This is a genomic window from Kosakonia sp. YIM B13588 (assembly GCF_042788165.1).
GTDB lineage: Bacteria > Pseudomonadota > Gammaproteobacteria > Enterobacterales > Enterobacteriaceae > Kosakonia > Kosakonia sacchari.
This window is the reverse complement of sequence record NZ_JBHZPO010000006.1, coordinates 199,559-223,506: the sequence shown is the minus strand read 5'-3', so window position 1 is coordinate 223,506 and position 23,948 is coordinate 199,559. Positions and strand designations below refer to the sequence as shown.

Below are 23,948 nucleotides of genomic sequence, written 5' to 3'. Positions count from 1 at the left end.
TCCGGCATAAAACGCCTCTTATTAGAGACCTTCATGATCGGCAACGGATTATAAGTAAAGCAGTGAATGAACGATGTTGCGAGGCGGTAAACAGGCTCCCGCGCGGATGCGGGAGCAGAAAGATTAATTCAGACCGCGTACCGAGGCGATAAACTGCTGCAGTTCCGGTGTTTTCGGCTGCGTGAAAAAGTGCTTGCTGTCACCCTGCTCCCAGACTTTTCCCTGATGCATAAACACCACGCGGTCGCCCACTTCGCGCGCAAAATTCATTTCGTGGGTCACCAGAATCAACGTCATCCCCTCGCGGGCAAGCTGCTCCAGCACGCGCAGCACTTCACCGACCAGCTCTGGATCCAGTGCCGAGGTGATTTCATCGCACAGCAGCACTTTCGGTTTCATCGCCAGCGCACGGGCAATCGCCACGCGCTGCTGCTGGCCGCCGGAAAGATTGGCTGGATAGTAGTCGACACGCTCGCCGAGCCCCACTTTCTCCAGCATCTCAATAGCCAGCCGACGGCATTCATCGGCAGGCAGTTTCAGCACCCGGCGCGGCGCCAGCATGACGTTTTCCAGCGCCGTCATATGCGGGAACAGATTAAAGCTCTGGAATACCATCCCCACTGAGCGGCTGATTTCACGCGCCTGCGATTCCCGGTCTGTTACCGTCATGCCGCCCAGTTTGATGCTGCCATCCTGGTAGCCTTCCAGCCCGTTCATGCAGCGCAGTAAGGTGCTTTTGCCCGAACCGCTGCGGCCAATAATCGACACCACTTCGCCCATTTCAATGTCGAGGCTAACGCCCTTCAGCACATGGTTGTCGCCATAATATTTCTGCACTTCATTAATGGTGATGAGCGGCATGGAATTTCTTCTCCAGATAACGGCTGTAGCGCGACAGCGGATAACACAGCAGGAAGTAGCCTAACGCCACCAGACCGAACACTTTGAACGGTGCAAAGGTGACGTTGTTGAGCATGGTGCCGGCTTTGGTGAGTTCGACAAAACCGATAATCGACGCCAGCGCCGTGCCTTTAATCACCTGCACGGAAAAGCCCACCGTCGGCGCAATGGCGATTCGAATGGCCTGCGGCGCAATCACGCGAAACAGCGTTTGACCAAAACTCAGTCCCAGACAACGACAGGCTTCCCACTGCCCTTTTGGCAAGGCTTTGATGCTGCCGTACCAGATATCAAGCAGGAAGGCACTGGTAAACAGCGTTAGCGCCAGCGTCGCCGCCGTCCATGCGCTGACGTCAATACCAAACAGCGCAAGGCCAAAAAAAGCCAGGAACAGTTGCATCAACAGCGGTGTGCCCTGAAATAGCGCGGCATAGGCGCTGATAAAACGTTTTGGTAAACGCCAGCGGCTAATGCGCAACACCAGCAGCGGCAGCGTCACCAGCGTGCCGCAGACAAAGGCGATCAGCGACAGCAGCACCGTCCAGCGCGCCGCCAGCAGCAGGTTGCGCAGAATATCCCAGTCGGTAAACGTACTCATCAGCTCTCGCTCCCCAGCCATTTGCGCCCAATTGCCAGCAGTAACTGGCGCATCAACAGCGACAGCATCAGGTACAGCAGCGTGGTGACAAAATAGACTTCAAAACTTAAAAACGTGCGCGACTGAATCAGGTTGGCCATAAAGGTCAACTCTTCATAAGAGACTTGCGACACCACCGAAGAGCCCAGCATGACGATAATGCACTGACTCACCAGCGCCGGATAAATGCGTTTCAGCGCGGGAGGCAAAATCACCCGTAAGAAGGTTTGCGATTTGCTAAGCCCCAGTACGCGGGCGGCTTCCCACTGCCCTTTCGGCGCTACCTGGATCCCGGCACGGATAATTTCAGTGCTGTAAGCACCAAGGTTAACCAGCATGGCGATCAGCGCCGCTTCACCGGCGGTGAGTTTCAGCCCGAGGCTCGGCAAACCAAAAACAATAAAGAACAGTTGCACCACAAAAGGCGTGTTGCGGATAAGCTCAACATACGCGCCCCAGATGGCACTCATCACGCCGGGTTTACCGCTACGCAGCGCCGCACCGACGATGCCTATCGTCACACCGCCAACCGTCGCCAGCGTGGTTAAGGTCACCGTGGTCCAAAGCCCTGCCAGCAGCTCCGGCCAGAACGGCCAGAGTGCGGCGAAATCAAGCGACGTCGTCATGCGTTACGCGCCAAAGTTGGCCGGTAACGGCGCCTGCATCCATTTCTGTGACAAGCTGTTGAGTTCGCCCTCTTTCAGCGCCTGCTCGACCAGTTTGTCGACTTCCGCTTTCAACGCTGGTTCGTTTTTCATCAGCCCGATATAGCATGGCGAATCTTTCAGCATGAACTGGCTGACCGGCGCTTTTTGTGGGTTCTGCCGTGCGATCGCCGCCACCACCACGTTCCCGGTGGCAAGGTACTGCACCTGGCCGGACATATATGCAGAAAGCGTGGTGTTGTTATCTTCGTAGCGCTTCACATCGGCATCTTTCGGCGCGATATCGCTCAGCACCATGTCTTCCACGGCACCGCGGGTAACACCGATGGATTTGCCGCTCAACGCTTTCGCATCGGTCACTGTGGCCTCTTTCGGGCCAAACACGCCAAGGAAGAACGGCGCATAAGCACGGCTGAAGTCGATCACTTTTTCGCGCTCCGCATTTTTGCCAAGGCTGGAAATTACCAGGTCAACTTTATGCGTTTGCAGATACGGCACGCGGTTGGCGCTGGTTACGGGCACCAGTTGCAGTTTCACCTTCATCCCTTTTGCCAGGTATTCGGCCATATCAATGTCGTAACCCTGCGGTTTGAGATCGGTGCCGACAGAGCCAAACGGCGGGAAATCCTGCGGTACTGCCACGCGCAATACGCCGCGCTTTTGAATATCCTGTAATTGATCCGCCATGGCCTGCGAGGTACATGCCATCATTACTGTCGCCACCGCGGCGGCCTTCATCCACATTTTCATCATCAACACCTCATCGTTCATGAAACAAAAGATTCTTTGAATCACTTTCTGCAACTAATGTGCCAATACGATATATTCTGGCGGAGCGTGACATGCGGGAGATTGAGGGATGAATCAAAGGTTGCAGCGCTGCGTCTGCACCACCAAAACGGTGCAGACGCCTGCTGATGGTGCAATCAAATCTCGCAGTAGCGAATAAAGCGGTTTAGTGCGCTGGAGAGGTGCTTCTGACGATGGTGGATACGCCACAGCGTGCGCACCAGACGGGGCAGCGGAATCGGCACTTCCTTTAAGCTGCCGGTTTCCAGTTGTTCGGCAATGACGCGCCGCGACAGGCAGCTAATGCCCAACCCGTGACGCACCGCGTGCTTAATGGCTTCTGAGTTGCCAAGCTCCATGCCCAGGTGAAACTGCGGCAGATGCGAGAGTAGTAAATAGTCGACGATTTCGCGCGTGCCGGAGCCGCGTTCGCGCAGGATCCACGGCGCTGCAGCGAGTTGCTCCAGCGTTACGCGCCCTTGCAGCAGCGGGGATGACGGCGGAGCAAACACCACCAATTCATCTTCCAGCCACGGCTCGGCGATAATTTCCGCCGTGTGGCACGGGCCTTCAATTAAACCGATATCAACGCGGAAATCCGCGACCGCGTTGATCACATCCTGGCTGTTACCCACGCTCAGTTCCAGCGGCAGATCGGGGAAATCACGGCGGTAGTGGGCAATCACCTCCGGCAGGATGTAATTACCAATCGTGCTACTGGCGAAGACGCGGATAGCGCCGTTATCTTCACGAAACAGTTGCTCGATTTCTGTTGCCTGTTCGAGCGCTGCCAACGCGCGGGGATATAGCAAACGCCCGTGCTCATTCACCACCAGCCTTTTACCAACACGATCGAACAATTGCACACCCAACTGGCCTTCAAGGTCGGTCAGCGCCGCACTAACCGCCGATTGCGAGAGCGCCAGCCGCTGCGAAGCCTGAGTGGTGGAGCCGCTTTTCAGCACTTCAGCAAACACTTCAAGCTGGCGTAACGTTATATGCATAGAGGTCACTTACCACTTATAAAGATTGATTATAAATATATAATCAATTTTACCTTTAAACCAGTTCGCCGTAACCTTTTCTCCATTGAAAGGAGAAGGTTATGACAGAAATCACGTTACAGACTCGACGCCATCCGGTCTGGCATTTTATTCCTGGCTTGTTGTTGACCGGCCTGATTACCGCCGCCGCATTATGGCTTGGCTCGATGCCTTCCGTCGCCGGCCTTGGGCTGAGCGCCTTAACGCTGGCCATTCTTATCGGCATGTTGCTTGGCAACACACTCTACCCGACATGGCACCACCGCTGCGACAGCGGCGTGCTGTTCGCCAAACAGCACCTGTTACGACTGGGGATCATTCTTTATGGTTTTCGCCTGACGTTTTCGCAAATTGCCGATGTTGGGGTCAGTGGAATCGCCATAGATGTGCTGACGCTATCCAGTACTTTTTTGCTGGCCTGTTTTCTTGGGCAAAAAGTGTTCGGACTGGATAAAAAAACCAGCTGGCTCATTGGCGCAGGCAGCAGTATTTGCGGCGCGGCGGCCGTGCTGGCAACCGAACCGGTGGTCAAAGCGGAAGCAAGTAAAGTGACCGTTGCGGTCGCCACTGTCGTGATTTTCGGCACGCTGGCGATTTTTATTTACCCGGCACTCTATCCGCTGGTTGGTCACTGGTTTAGCCCGGAAACCTATGGCATTTGGGTAGGTTCAACGGTACATGAAGTGGCGCAAGTGGTTGCCGCCGGACACGCTATCAGCCCGGAAACGGAAAATGCCGCAGTGATTGCCAAAATGTTGCGCGTAATGATGCTGGCACCGTTTTTACTGCTGCTGGCGGCACGTATCAAACAGCTCAGCCCGCAGCAAGGCGCAGAAAAAAGCAAGCTGACGATCCCGTGGTTTGCGCTGGGCTTTGTGGCTGTCGCGGTGTTTAACTCGTTTCATCTGCTGCCAGCATCGATGGTGAACATGCTGAACACGCTGGATACGCTGCTGCTGGCGATGGCTATGGCGGCGCTAGGATTGACCACACACATCAGTGCGCTGAAGAATGCCGGGGCAAAACCGCTGGTCATGGGGCTGATTCTGTTTATCTGGCTGATTGTCGGCGGCGGTGCCATTAACCTGGCAGTTCATCACCTGATGGCATAAACCACTACATCTCTGCCCTGTTGACCCGCTATGATGGGCGTTTTCCCCTGGCGGGTTTAACAGGAGTTTTTATGAAATACATTGGTGCGCATGTGAGCGCCTCCGGCGGCGTGGCAAATGCCGCCATTCGCGCGGCTGAGATTGGCGCGACCGCCTTTGCGCTGTTTACCAAAAACCAGCGCCAGTGGCGAGCCGCGCCGCTGAGTCCGGAAACCATCGACGAATTCAAAGCCGCCTGCGAAAAATACCACTTCACACCCGGTCAGATCCTGCCGCACGACAGTTACCTGATTAACCTGGGTCACCCGGTGGCTGATGCACTGGAAAAATCTCGCGAAGCATTTATTGATGAGCTGAGCCGTTGCCAGCAACTGGGGCTGAGCTTGCTGAACTTCCATCCGGGTAGCCACTTAATGCAGATCCCTGAAGATAAATGCCTGGCGCGAATTGCCGAATCCATCAACATTGCGCTGGCGCAAACCGAAGGCGTCACCGCAGTGATTGAAAACACCGCTGGTCAGGGCAGCAATCTGGGGTTTAAGTTCGAGCATCTGGCAGCGATTATTGACGGTGTGGAAGATAAATCCCGCGTCGGTGTGTGCATTGATACCTGCCATGCGTTTGCCGCAGGCTATGATTTGCGCACCGAACAAGCCACGGCAGACACCTTTGCGGAATTCGAGCGTGTGGTTGGTTTCCAGTATCTGCGCGGTATGCATCTGAATGATGCCAAAAGTACCTTTGGTAGCCGCGTTGACCGCCACCACAGCCTTGGCGAAGGGAATATCGGACATGACGCGTTTCGTTGGATCATGCGCGATGCGCGTTTCGACGGCATTCCTATGATCCTGGAAACCATTAATCCGGATATCTGGGCCGAAGAGATTGCCTGGCTGAAGGCGCAGCAAACCGCTGAAGCCACCGCATAAAAAAAGGGCCGCTAAGCGGCCCTTCTCATTTCCCGGGTGTCGGCAATTTTTTATGCTACTTTCGCGACGGCTTCTGTTTCCGGCCGTTTCAGGAAGGCATACACCAGCCCCGCCAGCAGCGTACCCGCGACGATAGAGAGCAGGTAGCCCAGTACCGGCGTGATAGCGCCTGGGATCAGCAGCACAAACAGACCACCGTGCGGTGCCATCAGTTTCGCGCCAATCGCCATGGAGATAGCACCGGTCAGCGCACCGCCGGCGATACAGCACGGCAGAACACGCATCGGGTCGCGGGCGGCGAACGGGATAGCCCCTTCGGAGATAAAGCACAGACCCAGTACCAGCGCCGCTTTACCACCTTCACGCTGACCTTTGTCGAACTTGTTGCGGGCAACAATGGTCGCCAGACCCATCGCCAGCGGCGGCACCATACCGGCAGCCATAATCGCCGCCATCGGTGCGTAAGTTTGCGTACTCAGCAGACCCACACCAAAGGCGTATGCCGCTTTGTTGACCGGGCCACCCATGTCGGTACACATCATGCCACCGAGGATTGCGCCCAGCAGGACGGCGTTAGCCGTGCCCATGGTTTGCAGCCAGGAAGTCAGGCTCGCCAGGATTTTCGCCACCGGCGTACCGATCAGGTAAATCATCGCCAGACCGACAATCAGGCTGGAAACCAGCGGAATGATCAGAATCGGTTTCAGCGCTTCCATACTCGGCGGCAGCTTCAGGCCTTTACTGATGCCTTTCGCCAGGTAGCCCGCGAGGAAACCGGCAATGATACCGCCGATAAAACCCGAACCGGTACTTACCGCCAGCATACCGCCGATAAGACCCGGAGTCAGACCCGGACGGTCGGCGATGGAGAACGCGATAAAGCCCGCCAGCACTGGCACCATCAGGGCAAAAGCTGAACCACCACCGATTTTCATCAGCGCGGCCGCCAGCGTACCTTCTTCTTTAAACGCGGTAATACCGAATGCGAAGGAGAGCGCAATTAACAGACCACCCGCCACCACCATCGGCAGCATGTAGGAAACGCCCGTCAGCAGGTGACGGTATGCGCCCGCGCTCTCTGTCTTACCTTCAGCAGCATCAGCAGAGGGTTTACCCGACGGCTGATAAGGCTTCGCTTCCGCGACGGCTTTATCCAGTTCCTGTGCCGTTTTCTTCAGCGCCAGGCCTGTTGTCGTGCGGTACATCGGCTTACCGGCAAATTTCGCCAGGTCGACTTCGATGTCAGCGGCCACCACCACCAGATCCGCCTGCGCAACCTCTTCCGCAGTGATGGCATTGCCGGCACCCACGGAGCCACGGGTTTCCACTTTCACCCACCAGCCGCGTTTTTTCGCTTCGGTTTCGATAGCTTCCGCCGCCATAAAGGTGTGCGCTACACCTGTCGGGCAGGCAGTGACCGCAACAATGCGTTTCGGGCCATTGCTGGTCACGGCTGTCGCCGTTGCAGCAGGCGCGACATACACCGATGCATGGTTTTTCGCTTCACTCAGGAACAGTTCCGGGTGGGCGACTGCGCGATTGATATCGCCCAGCCAGACCTTTTTCCCGTCCAGCGCACTGTCGCCTGGCAGCTTGCTACCCAGCACGATAGCCAGTTCCGCTTCGCCTGGGTTATCAATAAATTGCAGATTTGCTTTCTGCGCCGCCGCGCCCAGCAAGGTCTTCGCCATATAGGCGCGGGCCTGCCCGAGTTCGGAGTCGATTATCAGCAGCGTTTTCATTATGCCTCTCCTGCTGTTAGTTGAAGGGTTTTAAGTCAACTCGCGCCATCATCGCGGCTAACTGGGTACGATCGGTAATACCTACGTTACTCTGACTTACCGCCAGTGCAGCAACAGCGGTGGCCAGGCGTAATGTATGTTCACTGGATTCACGCATCAGCAGACCATAAATCAGCCCACCGACCATTGAATCCCCTGCGCCAACGGTGCTTACCACTTCCATTGACGGCGGTTTGGCGATCCATTCGCCCGAAGCGTTAACCCACAGCGCGCCTTCTGCGCCCAGTGAAATCACCACATGGGCGATCCCCTGTTCGCGAAGCGCATGAGCGGCTTCAATAACGTCCTTCAAGTCTGGTAATTTACGGCCCGCCCAGATTTCCAGCTCACGGCGGTTCGGTTTCACCAGCCACGGCGCGGCTTTCAGACCGGCTACCAGCGCGTCGCGGCTGCTGTCGAAGATAATGCACGGGCACTGGCTACGCAGGCGCGTCATCCAGTCCGTAAAGGCTTCCGGGCTGACGCCAGACGGCAGGCTACCGCTCACGCAAACCATGTCGAACTGACCAAGCCAGGTCAGCGAATCGTTAACAAAGCGTTCCCAGTCAGCCGGGGTGACTTCAAAACCGGAGAAGTTAAAGTCCGTTACTTCGCCATCTTTTTCCGTCAGCTTCACGTTGATGCGGGTACGCCCCTGCACCACCTGAAAACGGTTGGCAATGCCCAGCTCGCTGAATAGTTGCTGAAAGCCGTCCTGGTTATCTTTACCGAGGAAGCCACCCACGGTGACGTCAATACCAAGGTCTTTCAGCACTTTTGCGACGTTGATCCCTTTACCCGCAGCATGCAGGCCGGTAGTGCGCACGAGGTTAACTTCGCCGCGTTCAATTTCCGGGGTGAACCCCACCAGATCATAGGCCGGATTAAGGGTAATCGTAGCGACACGTCTGCTCATTTATGCGCCCTCCCCCAGACCCGCAGCGATGGCTTCGCCAATCGCTTTCAGCGCCTGTTCAGCATCATCACCCTGCGCGGTGAAACGCAGGCGGTGTCCTTTCTTCACGCCAAGTGCAACAACTTTCATCAGACTACGTCCATTCGCGGGTTTGCCAGTACCATCAAGGTTGGTGACGGTAATTTCACTGTTAAATTGCTTGATGGTGTTGACCAGCATGGTGCCCGGACGCGCGTGCAAACCGTGTTCGTTACGCACGACAAACTCCTCGCTCAGCAGGTCTTCCGCCACCGCATCGTCACTGCTCAGCAACGCCAGCAGCGTGGCGGCGTCGGCATTCAGCAGCAGGTTGGCTTTATTGTTAAGCAGTAGATCGCTAAGACGCTTGAGTACCGCGACGGGCTGTTCATCGGTCATGGCAACGCTGACCAGCAGCGCCGCACGCTCACCTTCCACCTCAAACGGGGTGGCTGCACGGCTCACCGCAACAGCACTCAGCACGTTGCCTTCAGCACTGTCGTTCAGCCAAATGCCCTGACCCAGATTCAGCGGTTTCTCGTTAATGGCGCGGGTAACATACGCAGCGTCAACGGCACCCACTTCTTTCAGGCGCGCGGCGTTCAGCGCTTGCAGCGTCGTCAGATCGCTGGCGGCAACATCAAGCGTTAAGGTTTCATTATCCAGCTTGAGCGATGCGCTCTGTTTTTCGCCCATCAGCAATGCACGCAACTCTTCAGCAGAGGTGACGGACTGCAATTGTGCGGCTACGGAATCATCGCTCAGCACATGCGTCAGCTGACGCAGCAGGCCGAGATGTTCATCGGAGCTGGCGGCGATACCAATGGCAACATACGCCACTTGTCCTTCGCTCCAGAGGATGCCCTGCGGGAAGTGGAAGACTTTCACACCGGTTTTTAGCACCTGATCGCGCGTGTCGGTGGTGCCGTGCGGAATGGCAATACCATTGCCAAGATACGTGGACGTTTGCCCTTCGCGCGCCAGCATACCGTCGACGTAACCGTCGGCGACGTTGCCTGCTGCTGCCAGTGCCGCCGCAATCTGGCGGATAGCGTCTTCTTTATTGCTGGCCTGCTGGCCTGGATGGATGTCCTGAACGGATAACTGGAACATGTGACCCTCTCTCGCTGACTTGAATCGTTTCAGCTAGGTTGAGAAATAGTGCGTCACCGCCGTTGTTCAGACATAACGCGATGACGCTGAAACGTTTCAAGAAGCATTCACTTTTTTTGCCCCGTAAGCAAGAATTCTCTTATTTGACGTTGCAGAATTTTGAGGTTCAGCACATTTCGGCCGCGCGGGAGGCAAATTTGCTGAAGGAGACTTTCTGTTCAGCAATCCACTTTCAGCTTTCGTCAGCCCTAATAAAAACCCCGGAAAGAGATTTGGATTTTTTGTCGCAAATTTTACTTAGCAGGCTGTGTTTTTTCATGCAACGGCGTACACTCCGCGTCTCGCTATTGGATCTCATTTAACATGCAAAATTCTCCCACCGCTGCTCGCCCCGGCGCTTTTGATTTCACCTCAACGGCATTCCTGATTGTCGCCTTTTTAACGGGAATTGCCGGTGCGCTACAAACACCGACGCTGAGCCTGTTTTTAACCAATGAAGTACACGTTCGCCCGGCGATGGTGGGCTTCTTTTTTACCGGCAGCGCGGTGATAGGCATTCTGGTGAGCCAGTTTCTTGCCGGACGCTCTGACCGCAAAGGCGATCGCAAAACGCTGATTGTGTTCTGTTGCCTGCTCGGCGTACTGGCTTGTGTGCTGTTCGCGTGGAACCGTAACTACTTTGTTTTGCTGTTTGTCGGGGTTTTCCTCAGCAGTTTCGGCTCAACAGCGAACCCGCAAATGTTTGCCCTTGCGCGCGAGCATGCGGATCGCACCGGGCGTGAAGCCGTGATGTTCAGTTCGATACTGCGCGCGCAAGTCTCCCTGGCGTGGGTGATTGGCCCGCCGCTGGCCTACGCGCTGGCGATGGGTTTTGGTTTTTCCACCATGTATTTGTGCGCGGCGGCAGCCTTTATTGTCTGCGGCGCAATGGTGTGGCTGTTCCTGCCAACCATGCGTAAAGAGCCAAAGCTGAAATCGGCGGTATTAGAAGCACCGCGTACTCACCGCCGCGATGCGCTGCTGTTGTTCGTGATTTGTACGCTGATGTGGGGCACCAACAGCCTTTATATTATTAATATGCCGCTGTTCATTATTGATGAACTGCATCTGCCGGAGAAACTGGCCGGCGTGATGATGGGTACTGCGGCCGGGCTGGAAATTCCCACTATGCTAATTGCCGGGTATTACGCAAAGCGTTTCGGCAAACGCTTTCTGATGCGCGTTAGCGCCGTGGCGGGCATCTTCTTTTATGCGGGTATGCTGACGGTGCACACGCCCGTGGTATTGCTTGCTTTGCAGCTGCTGAACGCGGTTTATATCGGTATTCTCGCCGGGATTGGCATGCTCTATTTTCAGGATTTGATGCCTGGCCAGGCGGGTTCAGCCACCACCCTTTATACTAATACCACGCGCGTCGGCTGGATCATCGCCGGTTCGCTGGCTGGCGTGGTGGCAGAGATCTGGAGTTATCACGCAGTGTTCTGGATTGCGCTGGCGATGACGCTGGTTACGCAGGTTTGCCTGAGCCGGATAAAAGATATTTAAGGCGCGGTTTGCTGCTCAAGATCGAGCAGATAAACCATCGCCTGCTCGCGGTTTGCGCCACACATGTCACGGCTCGGTTGCAGCCCGGCGCACACTTTTGGGCGCAGCGGCGAGCCGAAGATTTTGCAGCGCTTTTGCGCGTCGAGCTGAACGCAGGGCGTATTAGCGGGCTTCCCGTCAGGCATGCCGGGTATCGGGCTACTGATGGACGGGGCGGTACAGCAGGCTCCGCAGTCCGGGCGGCATTCCATAAACGTTCTCTATTCTCAGGCGCGCGGGGCTGCGCGTGCAGGGCGCAAGCTATCATCTTTTGCCCTGTGAACGCAAAACTCTCCGATTCCACTTGCCTGAAAAGTCCCTCGCGAGTAGTTTGTCGCGATATTTTTGTTATTTTCAATTTACAGGACCCTTGCAATGCCAAGAGCGAACGAAATTAAAAAAGGTATGGTGCTGAATTACAACGGCAAGCTGCTGATTGTGAAAGATATTGATATTCAGTCACCGAGCGCCCGTGGCGCGGCAACGCTATACAAAATGCGTTTTTCCGATGTCCGTACCGGGCTGAAAGTGGAAGAGCGTTTTAAAGGCGACGATATCCTTGATACCGTGACCCTGAACCGTCGTTTTGTCGACTTCTCTTATGTTGACGGCAACGAATACGTGTTTATGGATAAAGAAGATTACACGCCGTATACCTTCAATAAAGAGCAGATTGAAGAAGAGCTGCTGTTTATTCCGGAAGGCGGTATGCCGGATATGCAGGTTCTGCTGTGGGACGGCCAGTTGCTGGCCCTCGAACTGCCGCAGACGGTGGATCTGGAAATTGTGGAAACCGCACCGGGTATCAAAGGCGCTTCCGCCAGCTCGCGCACCAAACCGGCAACCCTGGCCACCGGTCTGGTTGTTCAGGTGCCGGAATACCTGACCACCGGCGAGAAAATCCGTATTCATATCGAAGAGCGCCGCTATATGGGCCGCGCCGACTGATAAGCGTGATGCATGAAAAAAGCCACTTCATTGAAGTGGCTTTTTATTTTCCGACGATAAATCTAATTACAACAGATCGCGGAACAAGGTTTTCTTCAGCGCCAGCTCAACGCCGCGCACTTCCGCCATTCCTTTCAGGCGACCAATCGCCGAATAGCCTGGGTTGGTTTTCTTACGCAGATCGTCAAGCATCTGGTGGCCGTGATCCGGGCGGAACGGGATCGGGCGCAAATCACCGGCTTTCTTGCGGCGCTGCTCTTCGGTCAGAATGGCGGCAACCACCGACACCATATCCACATCACCCTGCAAATGCGCGGCTTCATGGAACGTTTTCGGGTTATCTTCGCGGCAGGTGGAACGCAGGTGCGTAAAGTGAATGCGATCGCCAAACGTCTCGATCATCCGCACTAAGTCGTTATCTGCACGCACACCGTATGAACCTGTGCACATGGTGAAACCGTTATTGATGCTGTCTACCGCTTCTTTCAGCCACTGCATATCTTCAAGAGTAGAAACGATACGCGGCAGACCGAGGATAGGACGCGGCGGATCGTCCGGGTGAACCGCCATACGCACACCCACTTCCTGCGCAACCGGCACGATAGCGCGCAGGAAATAGGCCATGTTTTCACGCAGTTGCGCTTTGTCGATACCGTCATATTCAGCAAGGCGCGCATGGAACTGTTCCAGGGTATACCCCTCTTCAGCGCCCGGCAGACCAGCAATGATATTGCGCGTCAGCTTTTCGACTTCCGCTTCCGTCATGGCGTTGAAGTAAGCCTGCGCCTGGCGCTGCTCTTCTTCGCTGTAATCAGCTTCTGCGCCTTTGCGCTTCAGGATATGCAGCTCGAACGCGGCAAAAGCAATCTGGTCAAAACGCAGCGCTTTGGAACCATCCGGCAGTTCATATTCCAGGTCGGTACGCGTCCAGTCGAGGATCGGCATAAAGTTGTAGCACACGGTATCAATGCCGCAGGCTGCCAGATTGCGGATGCTCTGCTGATAGTTGGCAATCCAGGTGTCGTACTGCCCGGTGTGAGTTTTAATATCTTCATGCACCGGAATACTTTCGACCACCGACCAGACCAGCCCTTTTTCCGCCAGCAGCGCCTGACGTGCTTTGATCTCGTCTACCGGCCAGACCTGGCCGTTCGGGATATGGTGCAGTGCGGTCACGACGCCCGTCGCGCCTGCCTGACGCACATCATCAAGCGATACCAGATCGTTCGGTCCATACCAACGCCAGGTTTGTTCCATTGCCTTACCCTCTACAAAGTTGTTATACCAATATACACAAACATATGACGACTACCATACATGCTTAATTGCAGCGGTCAAATCTTCCCACAGCAATGATTGATCCAGCTCACATTCCCCGGATAATTACGGCATACCAATTTTTTTTGCTGTCATATAACTTTACACTGCTCATTGTTAATTATTGGTTAATCAGGTGTATATAGATGAAGACAATCGCCTCCGTAACGCTGCCCGCCAGCGTACAGCAACCCCAGTATGACCGCACACAACTGCGCTCGCGAATTGTGCATTTTGGTTTTGGCGCATTTCATCGCGCGCATCAGGCGCTGCTGACCAACCGGGTGCTGAACGCGCAGGGTGGCGACTGGGGGATCTGTGAAATCAGCTTGTTCAGCGGCGATGTGCTCATGTCCCAGTTGCGTGAGCAGGAGCATTTATACACCGTGCTGGAAAAAGGGGCGGACGGAAACCAGCCGATAATTATTGGCGCGGTGAAAGAATGTCTGAACGCGAAACTTGATTCGCTGCCCGCCATTATTGAAAAGTTTTGCGAACCGCAGGTGGCGATTGTTTCTCTGACCATTACCGAAAAAGGCTATTGCATCGATCCTGCCAGCGGCAAACTGGATCTGCAGCAGCCGCGCATTGCACACGATCTCCAGTATCCGGGCGAACCGCACTCAGCGCCGGGGATTCTGGTTGAATCGCTCTCCCGCCGACGTGAACGCGGGCTGCCGCCCTTTACCGTGCTCTCCTGCGATAATATTCCCAACAATGGCCATATTGTAAAAAATGCCGTACTCGGAATGGCGCAAACCCGCTCACCGGAACTGGCGCAGTGGATAGAGGAGAATGTGAGCTTTCCGGCCACCATGGTAGACCGCATTGTTCCGGCGGCAACAGATGAATCACTGGCGGAAATTGGCGAAGCGCTGGGCGTATTTGATCCGTGCGCCATCAGTTGTGAGCCGTTCATTCAGTGGGTAATCGAGGATAATTTCGTCGCCGGACGTCCCGAATGGGAAGTGGCCGGCGTACAACTGGTGCAGGATGTGCAGCCGTGGGAGCAGATGAAGTTACGCATGCTCAATGGCAGCCACTCTTTTCTGGCGTATCTCGGCTACCTGGCAGGCTTCGCGCATATTAGTGATTGCATGCAGGATGCCGTCTTCCGCACGGCGGTGCGCCGCCTGATGCTCCAGGAACAAGCTCCGACGCTGCGCATTACCGGCGTTGATCTCATCGCCTATGCCGATAGTTTGATCGATCGTTTTTCTAACCCGGCGCTGAAGCACCGCACCTGGCAAATCGCCATGGATGGCAGCCAGAAGCTGCCGCAGCGTATGCTGGACGGCGTTCGGGTACATTTGCAACGCGAAACGCCGTGGCCGCTGTTAGCGCTGGGTATTGCGGGCTGGATGCGCTATGTCAGCGGTGTGGATGACGCCGGTAACAGCATTGATATTCGCGATCCGCTGGCGGATAAAATTCACGCGATTGTGGAAACAAGCAGTGTCGATGAACGCGTAACGGCACTATTGGCGCTAAAAGAGATTTTCGGTAGCGATCTGCCGCAAGACCCGACATTCGTTAATGCCATTAATCACGCCTGGGAGACGCTCAGCACCGAAGGTGCGCATGCGGCGGTGAAGCGCGCACTCGATAATTAACGATTTCTGCTACTTAAGCGGACGGTTAGTGCTTTTACGCCGTCCGCGCCCTTCTCTTTTCGCACTTTTTTCGCCAGGATCGTCAGTCACCCTTAGATTTCGTTGACGCCTGGAGAACTTGTGACCAAAACCAACCTTATCACCGGCTTTCTCGGAAGCGGCAAAACCACATCGATTTTGCATTTGCTGGCCAATAAAGACCCGCAGGAAAAATGGGCCGTGCTGGTGAATGAATTTGGTGAAGTCGGCATTGATGGCGCGCTGCTGGCTGACAGCGGTGCGCTGCTTAAAGAGATCCCGGGCGGCTGTATGTGCTGCGTGAATGGCCTGCCGATGCAGGTGGGTCTCAATACGCTGCTGCGCCAGGGGAAACCTGACCGCTTGCTGATTGAACCGACCGGGTTGGGTCATCCAAAACAGATCCTCGATATGCTCACCGCGCCGGTGTATGAGCCGTGGATAGACCTGCGCGCAACGCTCTGCTTGCTCGATCCCCGCCAGTTACTGGATGAAAAAGCACTTACCAACGAAAACTTTCGTGACCAGTTAGCGGCGGCGGATATCGTTGTCGCTAATAAACAGGATCGCGCCACGCCGCAGAGCCAGCAAGCACTGGAGACGTGGTGGGCCGAGTTTGGTGGCGATCGCTTACAGGTTAGCGCGACCCAGGGCGTAATTGACGGTGCACTGCTTGATCTTCCTCGCCGTAACCTGCGTGAGCTGCCTTCAAGTGCCGCGCATAACCATGCTCATGACGAGAAGAAAGGTCTCGCGGCATTAAGCTTGCCGGCACACCAGCGCTGGCGCCGCAACCTTAACAGCGGTCAGGGCCATCATGCCTGCGGCTGGATTTTTGATGAAGAGACGGTGTTTGACACTATCGGTTTGCTGGAGTGGGCGCGGCTTGCGCCGGTTGAACGGGTTAAAGGGGTGATGCGCATTCCGGAAGGATTGTTGCGCGTTAACCGCCAGGGGCAGGATCTGCATATCGAAACGCAAAACGTCGCGCCGCCGGACAGCCGCATTGAGCTTATCACCGCCTCGGAGGCAGACTGGAACACACTTCAGTCCGCTTTGTTGAAGCTTCGTTTAAGTCAGTAACACTAACGTTGCCGCCGTGTTAATTGAAAATAGACTCGTAATGAAAACTCGTTTACCGCTCATTTTACAGTTGAACGCCGCAGGACTGGCGCTATTTATTTCCTGGTACTTACCCGCTAACCACGGTTTTTGGTTTCCGCTGGACGCCGCAATGTTCCATTTTTTCAACCAGGGTCTGGTGGAAAACCGCGCTTATTTGTGGCTGGTGGCGCTAACCAATAACCGCGCCTTTGACGCCTGCTCGCTGGTGGCGATGGGCTGTTTAATGCTCTCTTTCTGGTTAAAAGAGGATGCGACCGGCCGACGCCGTATTCTGATGACTGGCCTGACAATGCTGCTGATAGCCGTGGTGATTAATCAACTGGCGCAGCATCTGATGCCCGTCAAACGCGCCAGCCCGTCGCTGTTTTTTAGCGATATTCACCGGGTTAGCGATTTGCTCGACTTCCCCACCAAAGACGCCTCGAAAGACAGCTTCCCTGGCGATCACGGCATGATGCTGCTTATTTTTGCTGGTGTAATGTGGCGATATTTTGGCCGAAAAGCGTTTGGGGTTGCCCTTATTATTTTTGTGGTTTTCGCCTTCCCGCGCGTGATGATTGGCGCACACTGGTTTACTGATATTGCTATCGGTTCTCTTTCAGCTGTTTTGATCGGCCTGCCGTGGTGTTTGCTAACACCACTTAGCGACAAAATTATTTCTGCCTTTGATCATTTCCTGCCCGGAAATAACAAAATTTAAACAACTTTCGATTATCAATAACACGCATTCATCAGGAATCGTTTTCGATTCCTGATGCGTAATCCCGGCTTTTCCCTAATTTTGTCATTTTCTCGTCACGCCAATCTGCCTATAAAAGAGCAATTTGCACGCTATTTAAGCTAAATTGATTATTTTTTATTCAATCCTGAAAATTCACTTTCTGTATCATAATTTCTTATAAAAAATTAAAGAAAACCGCTCGCCATGCCGAAGATGTTCAGGTAACCTCGGTTCGTCTTGTCGCAAAGAGTGCTCTTTTTCTCATTGCGCGTAAATTTGTGCGTTCTTCCACAAAATTACGTCAGAGCATTTGTCTCGATGCATTCAGATAATTAATCTCGCTGCGTTGGCATTTTTTATAACGATATTTATCGTTAAGGACTTCAAGGGAAAATAAGCAACATGGTCAAATCTCAGCCGATTTTGAGATATATCGTGCGGGCGATACCCGCGATTGCAGTAGCGGTTCTGCTTTCAGCTTGTTCTACAAATACCGCAAAGAACGTGCATTCTGAGACGCTTGCTGTGGGCGAAGACAACTCTTCACTGCAAGCCTCTCAGGATGAATTTGAAAATATGGTTCGTAATCTGGACGTAAAAGGCCGAATTATGGATCAATATGCTGACTGGAAAGGCGTTCGCTACCGTTTGGGCGGCGACACCAAAAAAGGCATTGATTGTTCCGGCTTTGTGCAGCGCACCTTCCGTGAACAGTTTGGTTTAGAACTTCCGCGTTCCACCTGGGAACAGCAGGAAACAGGTAAGTCCATCTCGCGTACCAGTTTGCGCACCGGCGACTTAGTTCTGTTCCGCGCGGGTTCGACCGGCCGACACGTTGGCATTTATATTGGTAATAACCAATTTGTTCATGCTTCCACCAGTAACGGTGTCATGATTTCAAGCATGGATGAGCCGTACTGGAAGAAGCGCTACAACGAAGCGCGACGCATCCTGACACGCAGCTAATTGCTTAATGCCGGTTTTCCCTTGGCTGGCGTTAAGTATAAAAAAACACTGCTCCGGCAGTGTTTTTTTATGTCTGCGTTATGCTATACGAATCTTTTCAGGTTATAGTCCGACTCTATTACCACGCCGCCCCGAGCACCTACAATGGGCCCAACGCCATGTTCACCCGCCATTTTTCCGTTAATCGAAAAATTTTGCTGACCAGTCTGCTTATCGGTCTGTTTTCAGCATTAATCGCGAGTGGCTGTCAGTTTTGGTTCGAACAACAACGGCGGGAAGCCCGATACGATACGCTGCTGACTAATATGCAGTCCTGGCTTTCGGACTATCTCAACGATATCCGCGCCACTGCCGAGTCGCTCCAACCACTCACGCTGAATAATTGCCACGCCGTCACCAGCGAGCTTACTTCCCGCGCCGCCTTCAGCATGAACGTGCGCGCTTTTTTACTGGTGAAAGATCGCTACGCCTTTTGCTCCTCGGCCACCGGCGAGATGAGCCTTGCGATGAAAGATCTGGTACCGGAAATCGATCTCGATAAAACCAGCGATATGGTGTTTTTACCCGGAACACCGATGATGCCGGATAAACCCGCCATTGCGCTCTGGTTTCGCAGCCCATTACTCGATCATCGGGGCGTATTCGCTACGCTGAATATCAATCTGACACCCTACAGGCTTTACACCTCGCAGTTGCCGGATTTAACCGGCATCGCGCTGGGTATTGGCGATCAGGCTGTCTCCACGTTTTCCAGCGGGCTTATTAATCTGAGCAATATGCCTCAGTCCCCTTTTCTGACCACCCGGATTGAAGGTTCGCCAATCACACTTTATCTCTACGCAGAAAAGTGGCGTCCGGAAGATATACAATTCGCCGCACTGCTGGGAGCCACCTTTGGCATGCTGGCAGCATTGCTGAGCGCTTTCATTCTTAATACGCAATTGCGCCCCGGCAGAGAGATCCTCACCGCGATTAAGCGCGACCAGTTTTATGTCGTTTATCAGCCCGTTATCGGCGCGAAAGATTTAAAAGTGACGGGTATCGAAGTGCTGATGCGCTGGCGGCATCCCACCGCAGGAGAAATATCGCCTGACGCTTTTATTCACTTTGCCGAAGCGCAGCAGCTTATTGTGCCGCTGACATTGCATCTGTTTGATCTCATTGCTCGTGATGCGCCGGTATTACAAACACTGCTCCCGCCGGGCGCAAAAATGGGCGTTAATATCGCGCCTGGCCATTTGCATGCCGCCAATTTCCTTGACGACATCCGCGGCTTCGCTCACTCCCTGCCCCCGCACCATTTCAGCATCGTACTGGAAATTACCGAGCGGGATATGCTGCGCTATACGGAAGTGACCAAACTGTTTGATTCGCTGCGCAACGAAGGTTATGAAATCGCTATCGACGATTTTGGTACCGGACACAGTGCATTGATCTATCTGGAACGTTTTACGCTTGATTATCTGAAAATCGACCGTGGTTTCGTTAACGCCATCGGCACAGAAACCGTGACATCGCCGGTGCTCGACGCTGTCCTCACGCTGGCCAAGCGGTTAAATATGCTTACGGTTGCCGAAGGTGTCGAAACGCCAGAACAAGCCAGGTGGCTACGCGAACACGGCATTCATTATATGCAAGGCTATTTCTTCAGCCGACCGCTGACGCTGGAGCAATTTGTCGCATGGCATCCGCCAGAGTTCACCACAATGCTTTAGCGTGAATAATTTCACATCAGACCAGGCCTCCCTTATTATTCAGTGATAAGTAGTTAGCGAGCCTGTCGCGTTGCAGGTCAAAGGAACACACCGGATGAAGTTTGTGCGCATTTCAGCTTTATTGCTGGCTTTAGTCGGCCTGACATGTCAGGCGCAAACCATAAAAGAAAGCTACTCATTTGCCGTTATTGGCGAGCCCAAATACGCGATCAATTTTTCCCATTTCGACTACGTGAATCCTGCCGCGCCTAAAGGCGGCAACGTCACGCTGTCCGTGATTGGTACGTTTGATAACTTCAACCGTTTCGCACTACGCGGTAATGCAGCGGTGCGCACCGAATCGCTCTACGACGCCCTGTTTACCACCTCGGACGATGAACCGGGGAGCTATTACCCGCTGGTCGCTGAAATGGCGCGCTACGCCGATGATTATTCATGGATGGAGATCAGCATCAATCCGCGGGCAATATTTCATGACGGTTCCCCCATCCGCGCCAGCGACGTCGCGTTTACCTTTCAGAAGTTTATGACCGAAGGCGTGCCGCAGTTCCGCCTGATCTACAAAGGCACGACCGTCAAAGCCATTTCGCCGCTGACCGTGCGCATTGTGCTGGCGAAACCGGGTAAAGAGGACATGCTCAGCCTGTTAACGCTGCCCGTTATGCCGGAGAAATTCTGGAAAGATCATAAGCTGAGCGATCCGCTCGCCCGCCCGCCGCTAGGCAGTGGCCCCTATCGCATCAGTACCTGGCGCATGGGGCAATATATTGCCTATACCCGCGTTCGCGATTACTGGGCAGCCAATTTGCCGGTGAATCGGGGGCGCTGGAATTTCGATAATATTCGTTACGACTACTACCTTGATGACAACGTGGCGTTTGAAGCTTTCAAAGCGGGCGCTTACGACCTGCGCAGCGAAGGCGATGCGAAAAACTGGGCGACGCGCTATATCGGCAGCAATTTCAGCCGGGGCTATATCGTTAAAGATGAGCAGCCAAACACCTCCGCACAGGACACGCGCTGGCTGGCGTTTAACACCACGCGTCCGGTATTTAGCGATCGCCGCGTGCGCGAAGCCGTATCGCTGGCCTTTGATTTTGAATGGATGAACAAAGCGCTGTTCTACGGAGCATACAGCCGCGCCAACAGCTATTTCCAGAACACCGAATATGCGGCGCGCAACTACCCTGATGCCGATGAACTGACGCTTCTGGCGCCGCTAAAAGCGCAAGTGCCGCCGGAAGTGTTTACCTCTATTTATTCGCCCGCGAAATCAAACGCGGACGGCTATGACCGCGAAAACCTGCTGAAAGCCGATAAACTGCTCACGGAATCCGGCTGGATACTGAAAAATCAGCAGCGCGTTAACGCGAAAACCGGCAAGCCTTTCACCTTTGAACTGCTGCTGCCCTCCGGCGGCAATACGCAGTGGGTTTTGCCGTTTCAGCACAACCTTGCGCGGCTTGGCATCAATATGGATGTGCGCCAGGTCGATAACTCGCAGGCCACCAATCGTCTGCGCAGCCGCGACTATGACATGATGCCGAGTCTGTGGCGCGCGCAACCGTGGCCGAGCGGCGATTTGCAAATCTCCTGGAGCTCGCAATACATCGACTCTTCGTATAATGCTGCCGGCGTCAAAAACCCGGCGGTCGATAATCTTATCGCGCAGATCAACCGCTGGCAGGGAAATAAAGAGAAGTTACTTCCGCTCGGACGCGCGCTGGATCGCGTGCTGACCTGGAACTTTTACATGCTGCCAATGTGGTACATGGCAGCCGATCGCGTCGCCTATTGGGATAAGTTTTCCATGCCCGGCATTCGCCCCGTCTACTCGCTCGGATTCGACACCTGGTGGTATGACGTAAACAAGGCGGCGAAACTGCCCGCTGCCAGACGTTAAGGAGAAGAGATGGGCGCGTATCTCATTCGCCGGTTATTGCTGATCATCCCTACGATTTGGGCAATTATCACTATCAACTTTTTTATCGTGCAGATTGCGCCCGGCGGCCCGGTCGATCAGGCTATTGCGGCTATTGAGTATGGCGATCAAAGCAACCTCCCCGGTAGCGGCGGTGGCGGAATGGGCGCCACACATGCACGCACAGGCGTCGGCGATGCGTTGAGCAATAACAGCCACTATCGCGGTGGTCGCGGCCTTGATCCGCAAGTCATTGAAGAGATCAAAAAGCGCTACGGCTTTGATAAACCGATGTACCAGCGCTATTTCAAAATGCTGTGGGATTATGCGCGTTTCGACTTTGGCGACAGCCTGTTTCGTAGCGCGTCGGTGTTGCAGCTGATTAAAGACAGCCTACCGGTTTCGGTGACTATTGGCCTGTGGGGCACGCTAATTATCTACCTGGTGTCGATTCCCCTTGGTATTCGCAAAGCAGTCTATAACGGTAGCCGCTTTGATAGCTGGAGCAGCGCGCTGATTATTGTCGGCTACGCCATTCCGCCTTTTCTGTTTGCCATCTTGTTGATTATTTTCTTCGCGGGCGGCAGCTATTACGACTTCTTCCCGCTACGCGGGCTGGTGTCGACTAACTTCGACACGTTGCCGTGGTATAAGCAAATTACTGACTACTTATGGCACATCGCTCTACCGGTGCTGGCAACAGTGATTGGTGGTTTCGCCGCGCTGACCATGCTGACCAAAAACTCCTTCCTTGACGAGATCCGCAAGCAGTATGTGGTGACCGCGCGCGCCAAAGGTGTCAGCGAACGCAATATTATGCGCAAACATGTATTTCGTAACGCCATGCTGCTGGTGATTGCCGGTTTCCCGGCGACATTTATCAGCATGTTTTTTACCAGTTCGTTGCTGATTGAGGTGATTTTTTCCCTAAACGGGCTGGGGCTGTTGGGTTATGAAGCCACCGTCTCGCGGGACTATCCGGTGATGTTTGGCACACTCTATATTTTCTCTTTGATCGGCCTGCTGCTGAATATCCTCAGTGATATCACCTATACGCTGGTGGATCCGCGAATCGATTTCGAGGGGCGCTGATGATTCAATTAAGCTACATCAACCGGGCGCGCTGGGCGCGTTTTCGCCATAACCGCCGTGGCTACTGGTCGCTGTGGATTTTCCTGGTGATTTTTATTCTGAGTTTGTGTGCCGAGCTGGTGGCTAACGATAAGCCTCTGCTGGTGCGCTATCAGGGGCACTGGTTCGCGCCCGTGGTGAGAGATTACAGCGAAAGCGACTTTGGCGGTCCCTTCGCCACACCTGCTGATTACCAGGATCCGTGGCTGCAAAAACAGCTTGAAGAGCACGGATGGGTGCTGTGGGCACCGGTGCGTTTTGGTGCGCGTAGCATCAACTACGCCACCACACAGCCCTTCCCTTCCCCGCCTTCGGCGCAAAACTGGCTCGGTACCGATGCGAACGGCGGAGATGTGCTGGCGCGACTCCTTTACGGCACGCGCATCTCGCTACTGTTCGGTTTAATGCTGACTCTCTTTTCCAGCGTTATCGGTATTCTGGCCGGTGCGGTACAGGGTTATTACGGCGGTAAAATCGATCTACTCGGTCAGCGCTTTATTGAAGTCTGGTCAGGATTACCGACGCTGTTTTTAATCATCTTACTTTCGAGTGTGATCCAACCTGGCTTCTGGTGGCTTCTCGGCATCACGGTGGTGTTCGGCTGGATGACGCTGGTGAGCGTCGTGCGGGCCGAATTTCTGCGTACGCGTAATTTCGACTATATCCGCGCCGCGCAGGCCATGGGCGTGGGCGATCGCGGCATTATCCTGCGTCATATGCTGCCCAATGCGATGGTCGCGACGCTGACATTCCTGCCGTTTATCCTTTGTGGCTCGATCGGCACGCTCACGTCGCTCGATTTCCTCGGCTTTGGTCTGCCGCTCGGCTCACCGTCGCTCGGCGAATTACTGCTGCAGGGGAAAAACAATTTACAGGCACCGTGGCTGGGTATCGCCGCTTTTGTCTCCACCGCGCTGCTGCTTTCGCTGCTGATTTTTATTGGCGAAGCCGTGCGCGACGCGTTTGACCCCAATAAGGCGGTGTAA

Annotated in this window: 22 protein-coding genes; 12 read left to right on the top strand and 10 right to left on the bottom strand. The window is 54.4% G+C overall.

All coding sequences use genetic code 11. The features are described from left to right. Positions 1-123 precede the first annotated feature (123 nt). The 5 genes from ACFX4U_RS13025 to yieE form a co-directional block, all read right to left on the bottom strand. Positions 124-861, bottom strand: a complete 738-nt coding sequence (locus ACFX4U_RS13025) for an amino acid ABC transporter ATP-binding protein (protein WP_313506657.1) — start codon at positions 859-861, stop codon at positions 124-126. Beyond that, positions 842-1,498 (bottom strand): amino acid ABC transporter permease, encoded by a 657-nt coding sequence (locus ACFX4U_RS13020; RefSeq protein WP_017459776.1) that lies wholly within the window; start codon positions 1,496-1,498, stop codon positions 842-844. The genes ACFX4U_RS13025 and ACFX4U_RS13020 overlap by 20 nt, the downstream gene beginning before the upstream one ends. Next, positions 1,498-2,163 carry an amino acid ABC transporter permease gene (locus ACFX4U_RS13015; RefSeq protein ID WP_313506655.1) on the bottom strand — a complete coding sequence of 222 codons (666 nt, stop codon included), beginning with the start codon at positions 2,161-2,163 and terminating at the stop codon, positions 1,498-1,500. The genes ACFX4U_RS13020 and ACFX4U_RS13015 overlap by 1 nt, the downstream gene beginning before the upstream one ends. 3 nt (positions 2,164-2,166) lie before the next feature. Next, positions 2,167-2,946: a transporter substrate-binding domain-containing protein gene (locus ACFX4U_RS13010; protein ID WP_313506891.1), complete on the bottom strand. Its 780-nt coding sequence runs from the start codon at positions 2,944-2,946 to the stop codon at positions 2,167-2,169. Positions 2,947-3,128: 182 nt separating this feature from the next. Then, entirely contained in the window at positions 3,129-3,995 is an 867-nt protein-coding gene (gene yieE / locus ACFX4U_RS13005; protein ID WP_200550397.1) for a DNA-binding transcriptional regulator YeiE, read from the bottom strand. 101 nt (positions 3,996-4,096) lie between these two features. On the opposite strand from yieE, the gene ACFX4U_RS13000 reads away from it, so the two are divergent. Together ACFX4U_RS13000 and nfo are read left to right on the top strand one after the other, a co-directional pair. Next, entirely contained in the window at positions 4,097-5,146 is a 1,050-nt protein-coding gene (locus tag ACFX4U_RS13000; RefSeq protein WP_313506654.1) for a YeiH family putative sulfate export transporter, read from the top strand. A 71-nt stretch (positions 5,147-5,217) separates the two neighbouring features. Continuing rightward, on the top strand, positions 5,218-6,075 hold the full coding sequence (gene nfo / locus ACFX4U_RS12995; RefSeq protein ID WP_305735503.1) for a deoxyribonuclease IV: 858 nt from the start codon (positions 5,218-5,220) through the stop codon (positions 6,073-6,075). 50 nt (positions 6,076-6,125) lie between these two features. On the opposite strand, the gene fruA is transcribed toward nfo, so the two are convergent. The 3 genes from fruA to fruB are packed head-to-tail and all read right to left on the bottom strand — an operon-like array spanning position 6,126 to position 9,903. Beyond that, positions 6,126-7,817 carry a PTS fructose transporter subunit IIBC gene (gene fruA, locus ACFX4U_RS12990; protein WP_305735502.1) on the bottom strand — a complete coding sequence of 564 codons (1,692 nt, stop codon included), beginning with the start codon at positions 7,815-7,817 and terminating at the stop codon, positions 6,126-6,128. 16 nt (positions 7,818-7,833) lie between these two features. Continuing rightward, the gene (gene fruK, locus ACFX4U_RS12985; protein ID WP_017458530.1) at positions 7,834-8,772 is read right to left on the bottom strand and encodes a 1-phosphofructokinase; all 939 of its coding nucleotides are present in this window, start codon (positions 8,770-8,772) and stop codon (positions 7,834-7,836) included. Then, positions 8,773-9,903 (bottom strand): fused PTS fructose transporter subunit IIA/HPr protein, encoded by a 1,131-nt coding sequence (gene fruB, locus ACFX4U_RS12980; protein ID WP_313506653.1) that lies wholly within the window; start codon positions 9,901-9,903, stop codon positions 8,773-8,775. It lies immediately after the preceding gene. Positions 9,904-10,266: 363 nt separating this feature from the next. Between fruB and setB the strand changes: the two genes are divergently transcribed. After that, positions 10,267-11,448, top strand: coding sequence for a sugar efflux transporter SetB (setB, locus tag ACFX4U_RS12975; RefSeq protein ID WP_313506652.1), 1,182 nt, complete (start codon positions 10,267-10,269; stop codon positions 11,446-11,448). On the opposite strand, the gene ACFX4U_RS12970 is transcribed toward setB, so the two are convergent. Beyond that, entirely contained in the window at positions 11,445-11,699 is a 255-nt protein-coding gene (locus ACFX4U_RS12970) for a YkgJ family cysteine cluster protein (protein ID WP_017458533.1), read from the bottom strand. The two genes, setB and ACFX4U_RS12970, sit on opposite strands and share 4 nt — an antisense overlap. A gap of 163 nt (positions 11,700-11,862) precedes the next feature. On the opposite strand from ACFX4U_RS12970, the gene yeiP reads away from it, so the two are divergent. Further along, positions 11,863-12,435, top strand: coding sequence for an elongation factor P-like protein YeiP (gene yeiP / locus ACFX4U_RS12965; protein WP_313506651.1), 573 nt, complete (start codon positions 11,863-11,865; stop codon positions 12,433-12,435). Between the two features lie 66 nt (positions 12,436-12,501). On the opposite strand, the gene uxuA is transcribed toward yeiP, so the two are convergent. Further along, positions 12,502-13,692, bottom strand: a complete 1,191-nt coding sequence (gene uxuA / locus ACFX4U_RS12960) for a mannonate dehydratase (RefSeq protein ID WP_313506650.1) — start codon at positions 13,690-13,692, stop codon at positions 12,502-12,504. A gap of 206 nt (positions 13,693-13,898) precedes the next feature. Here uxuA and ACFX4U_RS12955 point away from each other — a divergent pair, with 206 nt between their 5' ends. The 8 genes from ACFX4U_RS12955 to ACFX4U_RS12920 all read left to right on the top strand — a co-directional run bounded on the left by ACFX4U_RS12955 (position 13,899) and on the right by ACFX4U_RS12920 (position 23,948). Further along, on the top strand, positions 13,899-15,365 hold the full coding sequence (locus ACFX4U_RS12955; RefSeq protein ID WP_313506649.1) for a fructuronate reductase: 1,467 nt from the start codon (positions 13,899-13,901) through the stop codon (positions 15,363-15,365). A 120-nt stretch (positions 15,366-15,485) separates the two neighbouring features. Beyond that, positions 15,486-16,466: a GTP-binding protein gene (locus tag ACFX4U_RS12950; protein ID WP_313506648.1), complete on the top strand. Its 981-nt coding sequence runs from the start codon at positions 15,486-15,488 to the stop codon at positions 16,464-16,466. A 40-nt stretch (positions 16,467-16,506) separates the two neighbouring features. Then, on the top strand, positions 16,507-17,208 hold the full coding sequence (locus ACFX4U_RS12945) for a phosphatase PAP2 family protein (RefSeq protein WP_313506647.1): 702 nt from the start codon (positions 16,507-16,509) through the stop codon (positions 17,206-17,208). A 423-nt stretch (positions 17,209-17,631) separates the two neighbouring features. After that, positions 17,632-18,195: a bifunctional murein DD-endopeptidase/murein LD-carboxypeptidase gene (mepS, locus tag ACFX4U_RS12940; RefSeq protein WP_017458539.1), complete on the top strand. Its 564-nt coding sequence runs from the start codon at positions 17,632-17,634 to the stop codon at positions 18,193-18,195. 158 nt (positions 18,196-18,353) lie between these two features. Beyond that, entirely contained in the window at positions 18,354-19,910 is a 1,557-nt protein-coding gene (locus tag ACFX4U_RS12935) for a cyclic di-GMP phosphodiesterase (protein ID WP_313506646.1), read from the top strand. Between the two features lie 94 nt (positions 19,911-20,004). Next, the gene (locus ACFX4U_RS12930; RefSeq protein WP_313506645.1) at positions 20,005-21,813 is read left to right on the top strand and encodes an extracellular solute-binding protein; all 1,809 of its coding nucleotides are present in this window, start codon (positions 20,005-20,007) and stop codon (positions 21,811-21,813) included. Positions 21,814-21,822: 9 nt separating this feature from the next. After that, positions 21,823-22,923 carry a microcin C ABC transporter permease YejB gene (locus ACFX4U_RS12925; protein WP_017458542.1) on the top strand — a complete coding sequence of 367 codons (1,101 nt, stop codon included), beginning with the start codon at positions 21,823-21,825 and terminating at the stop codon, positions 22,921-22,923. Next, on the top strand, positions 22,923-23,948 hold the full coding sequence (locus tag ACFX4U_RS12920; protein WP_200550384.1) for a microcin C ABC transporter permease: 1,026 nt from the start codon (positions 22,923-22,925) through the stop codon (positions 23,946-23,948). Before ACFX4U_RS12925 ends, ACFX4U_RS12920 begins: the two co-directional genes overlap by 1 nt.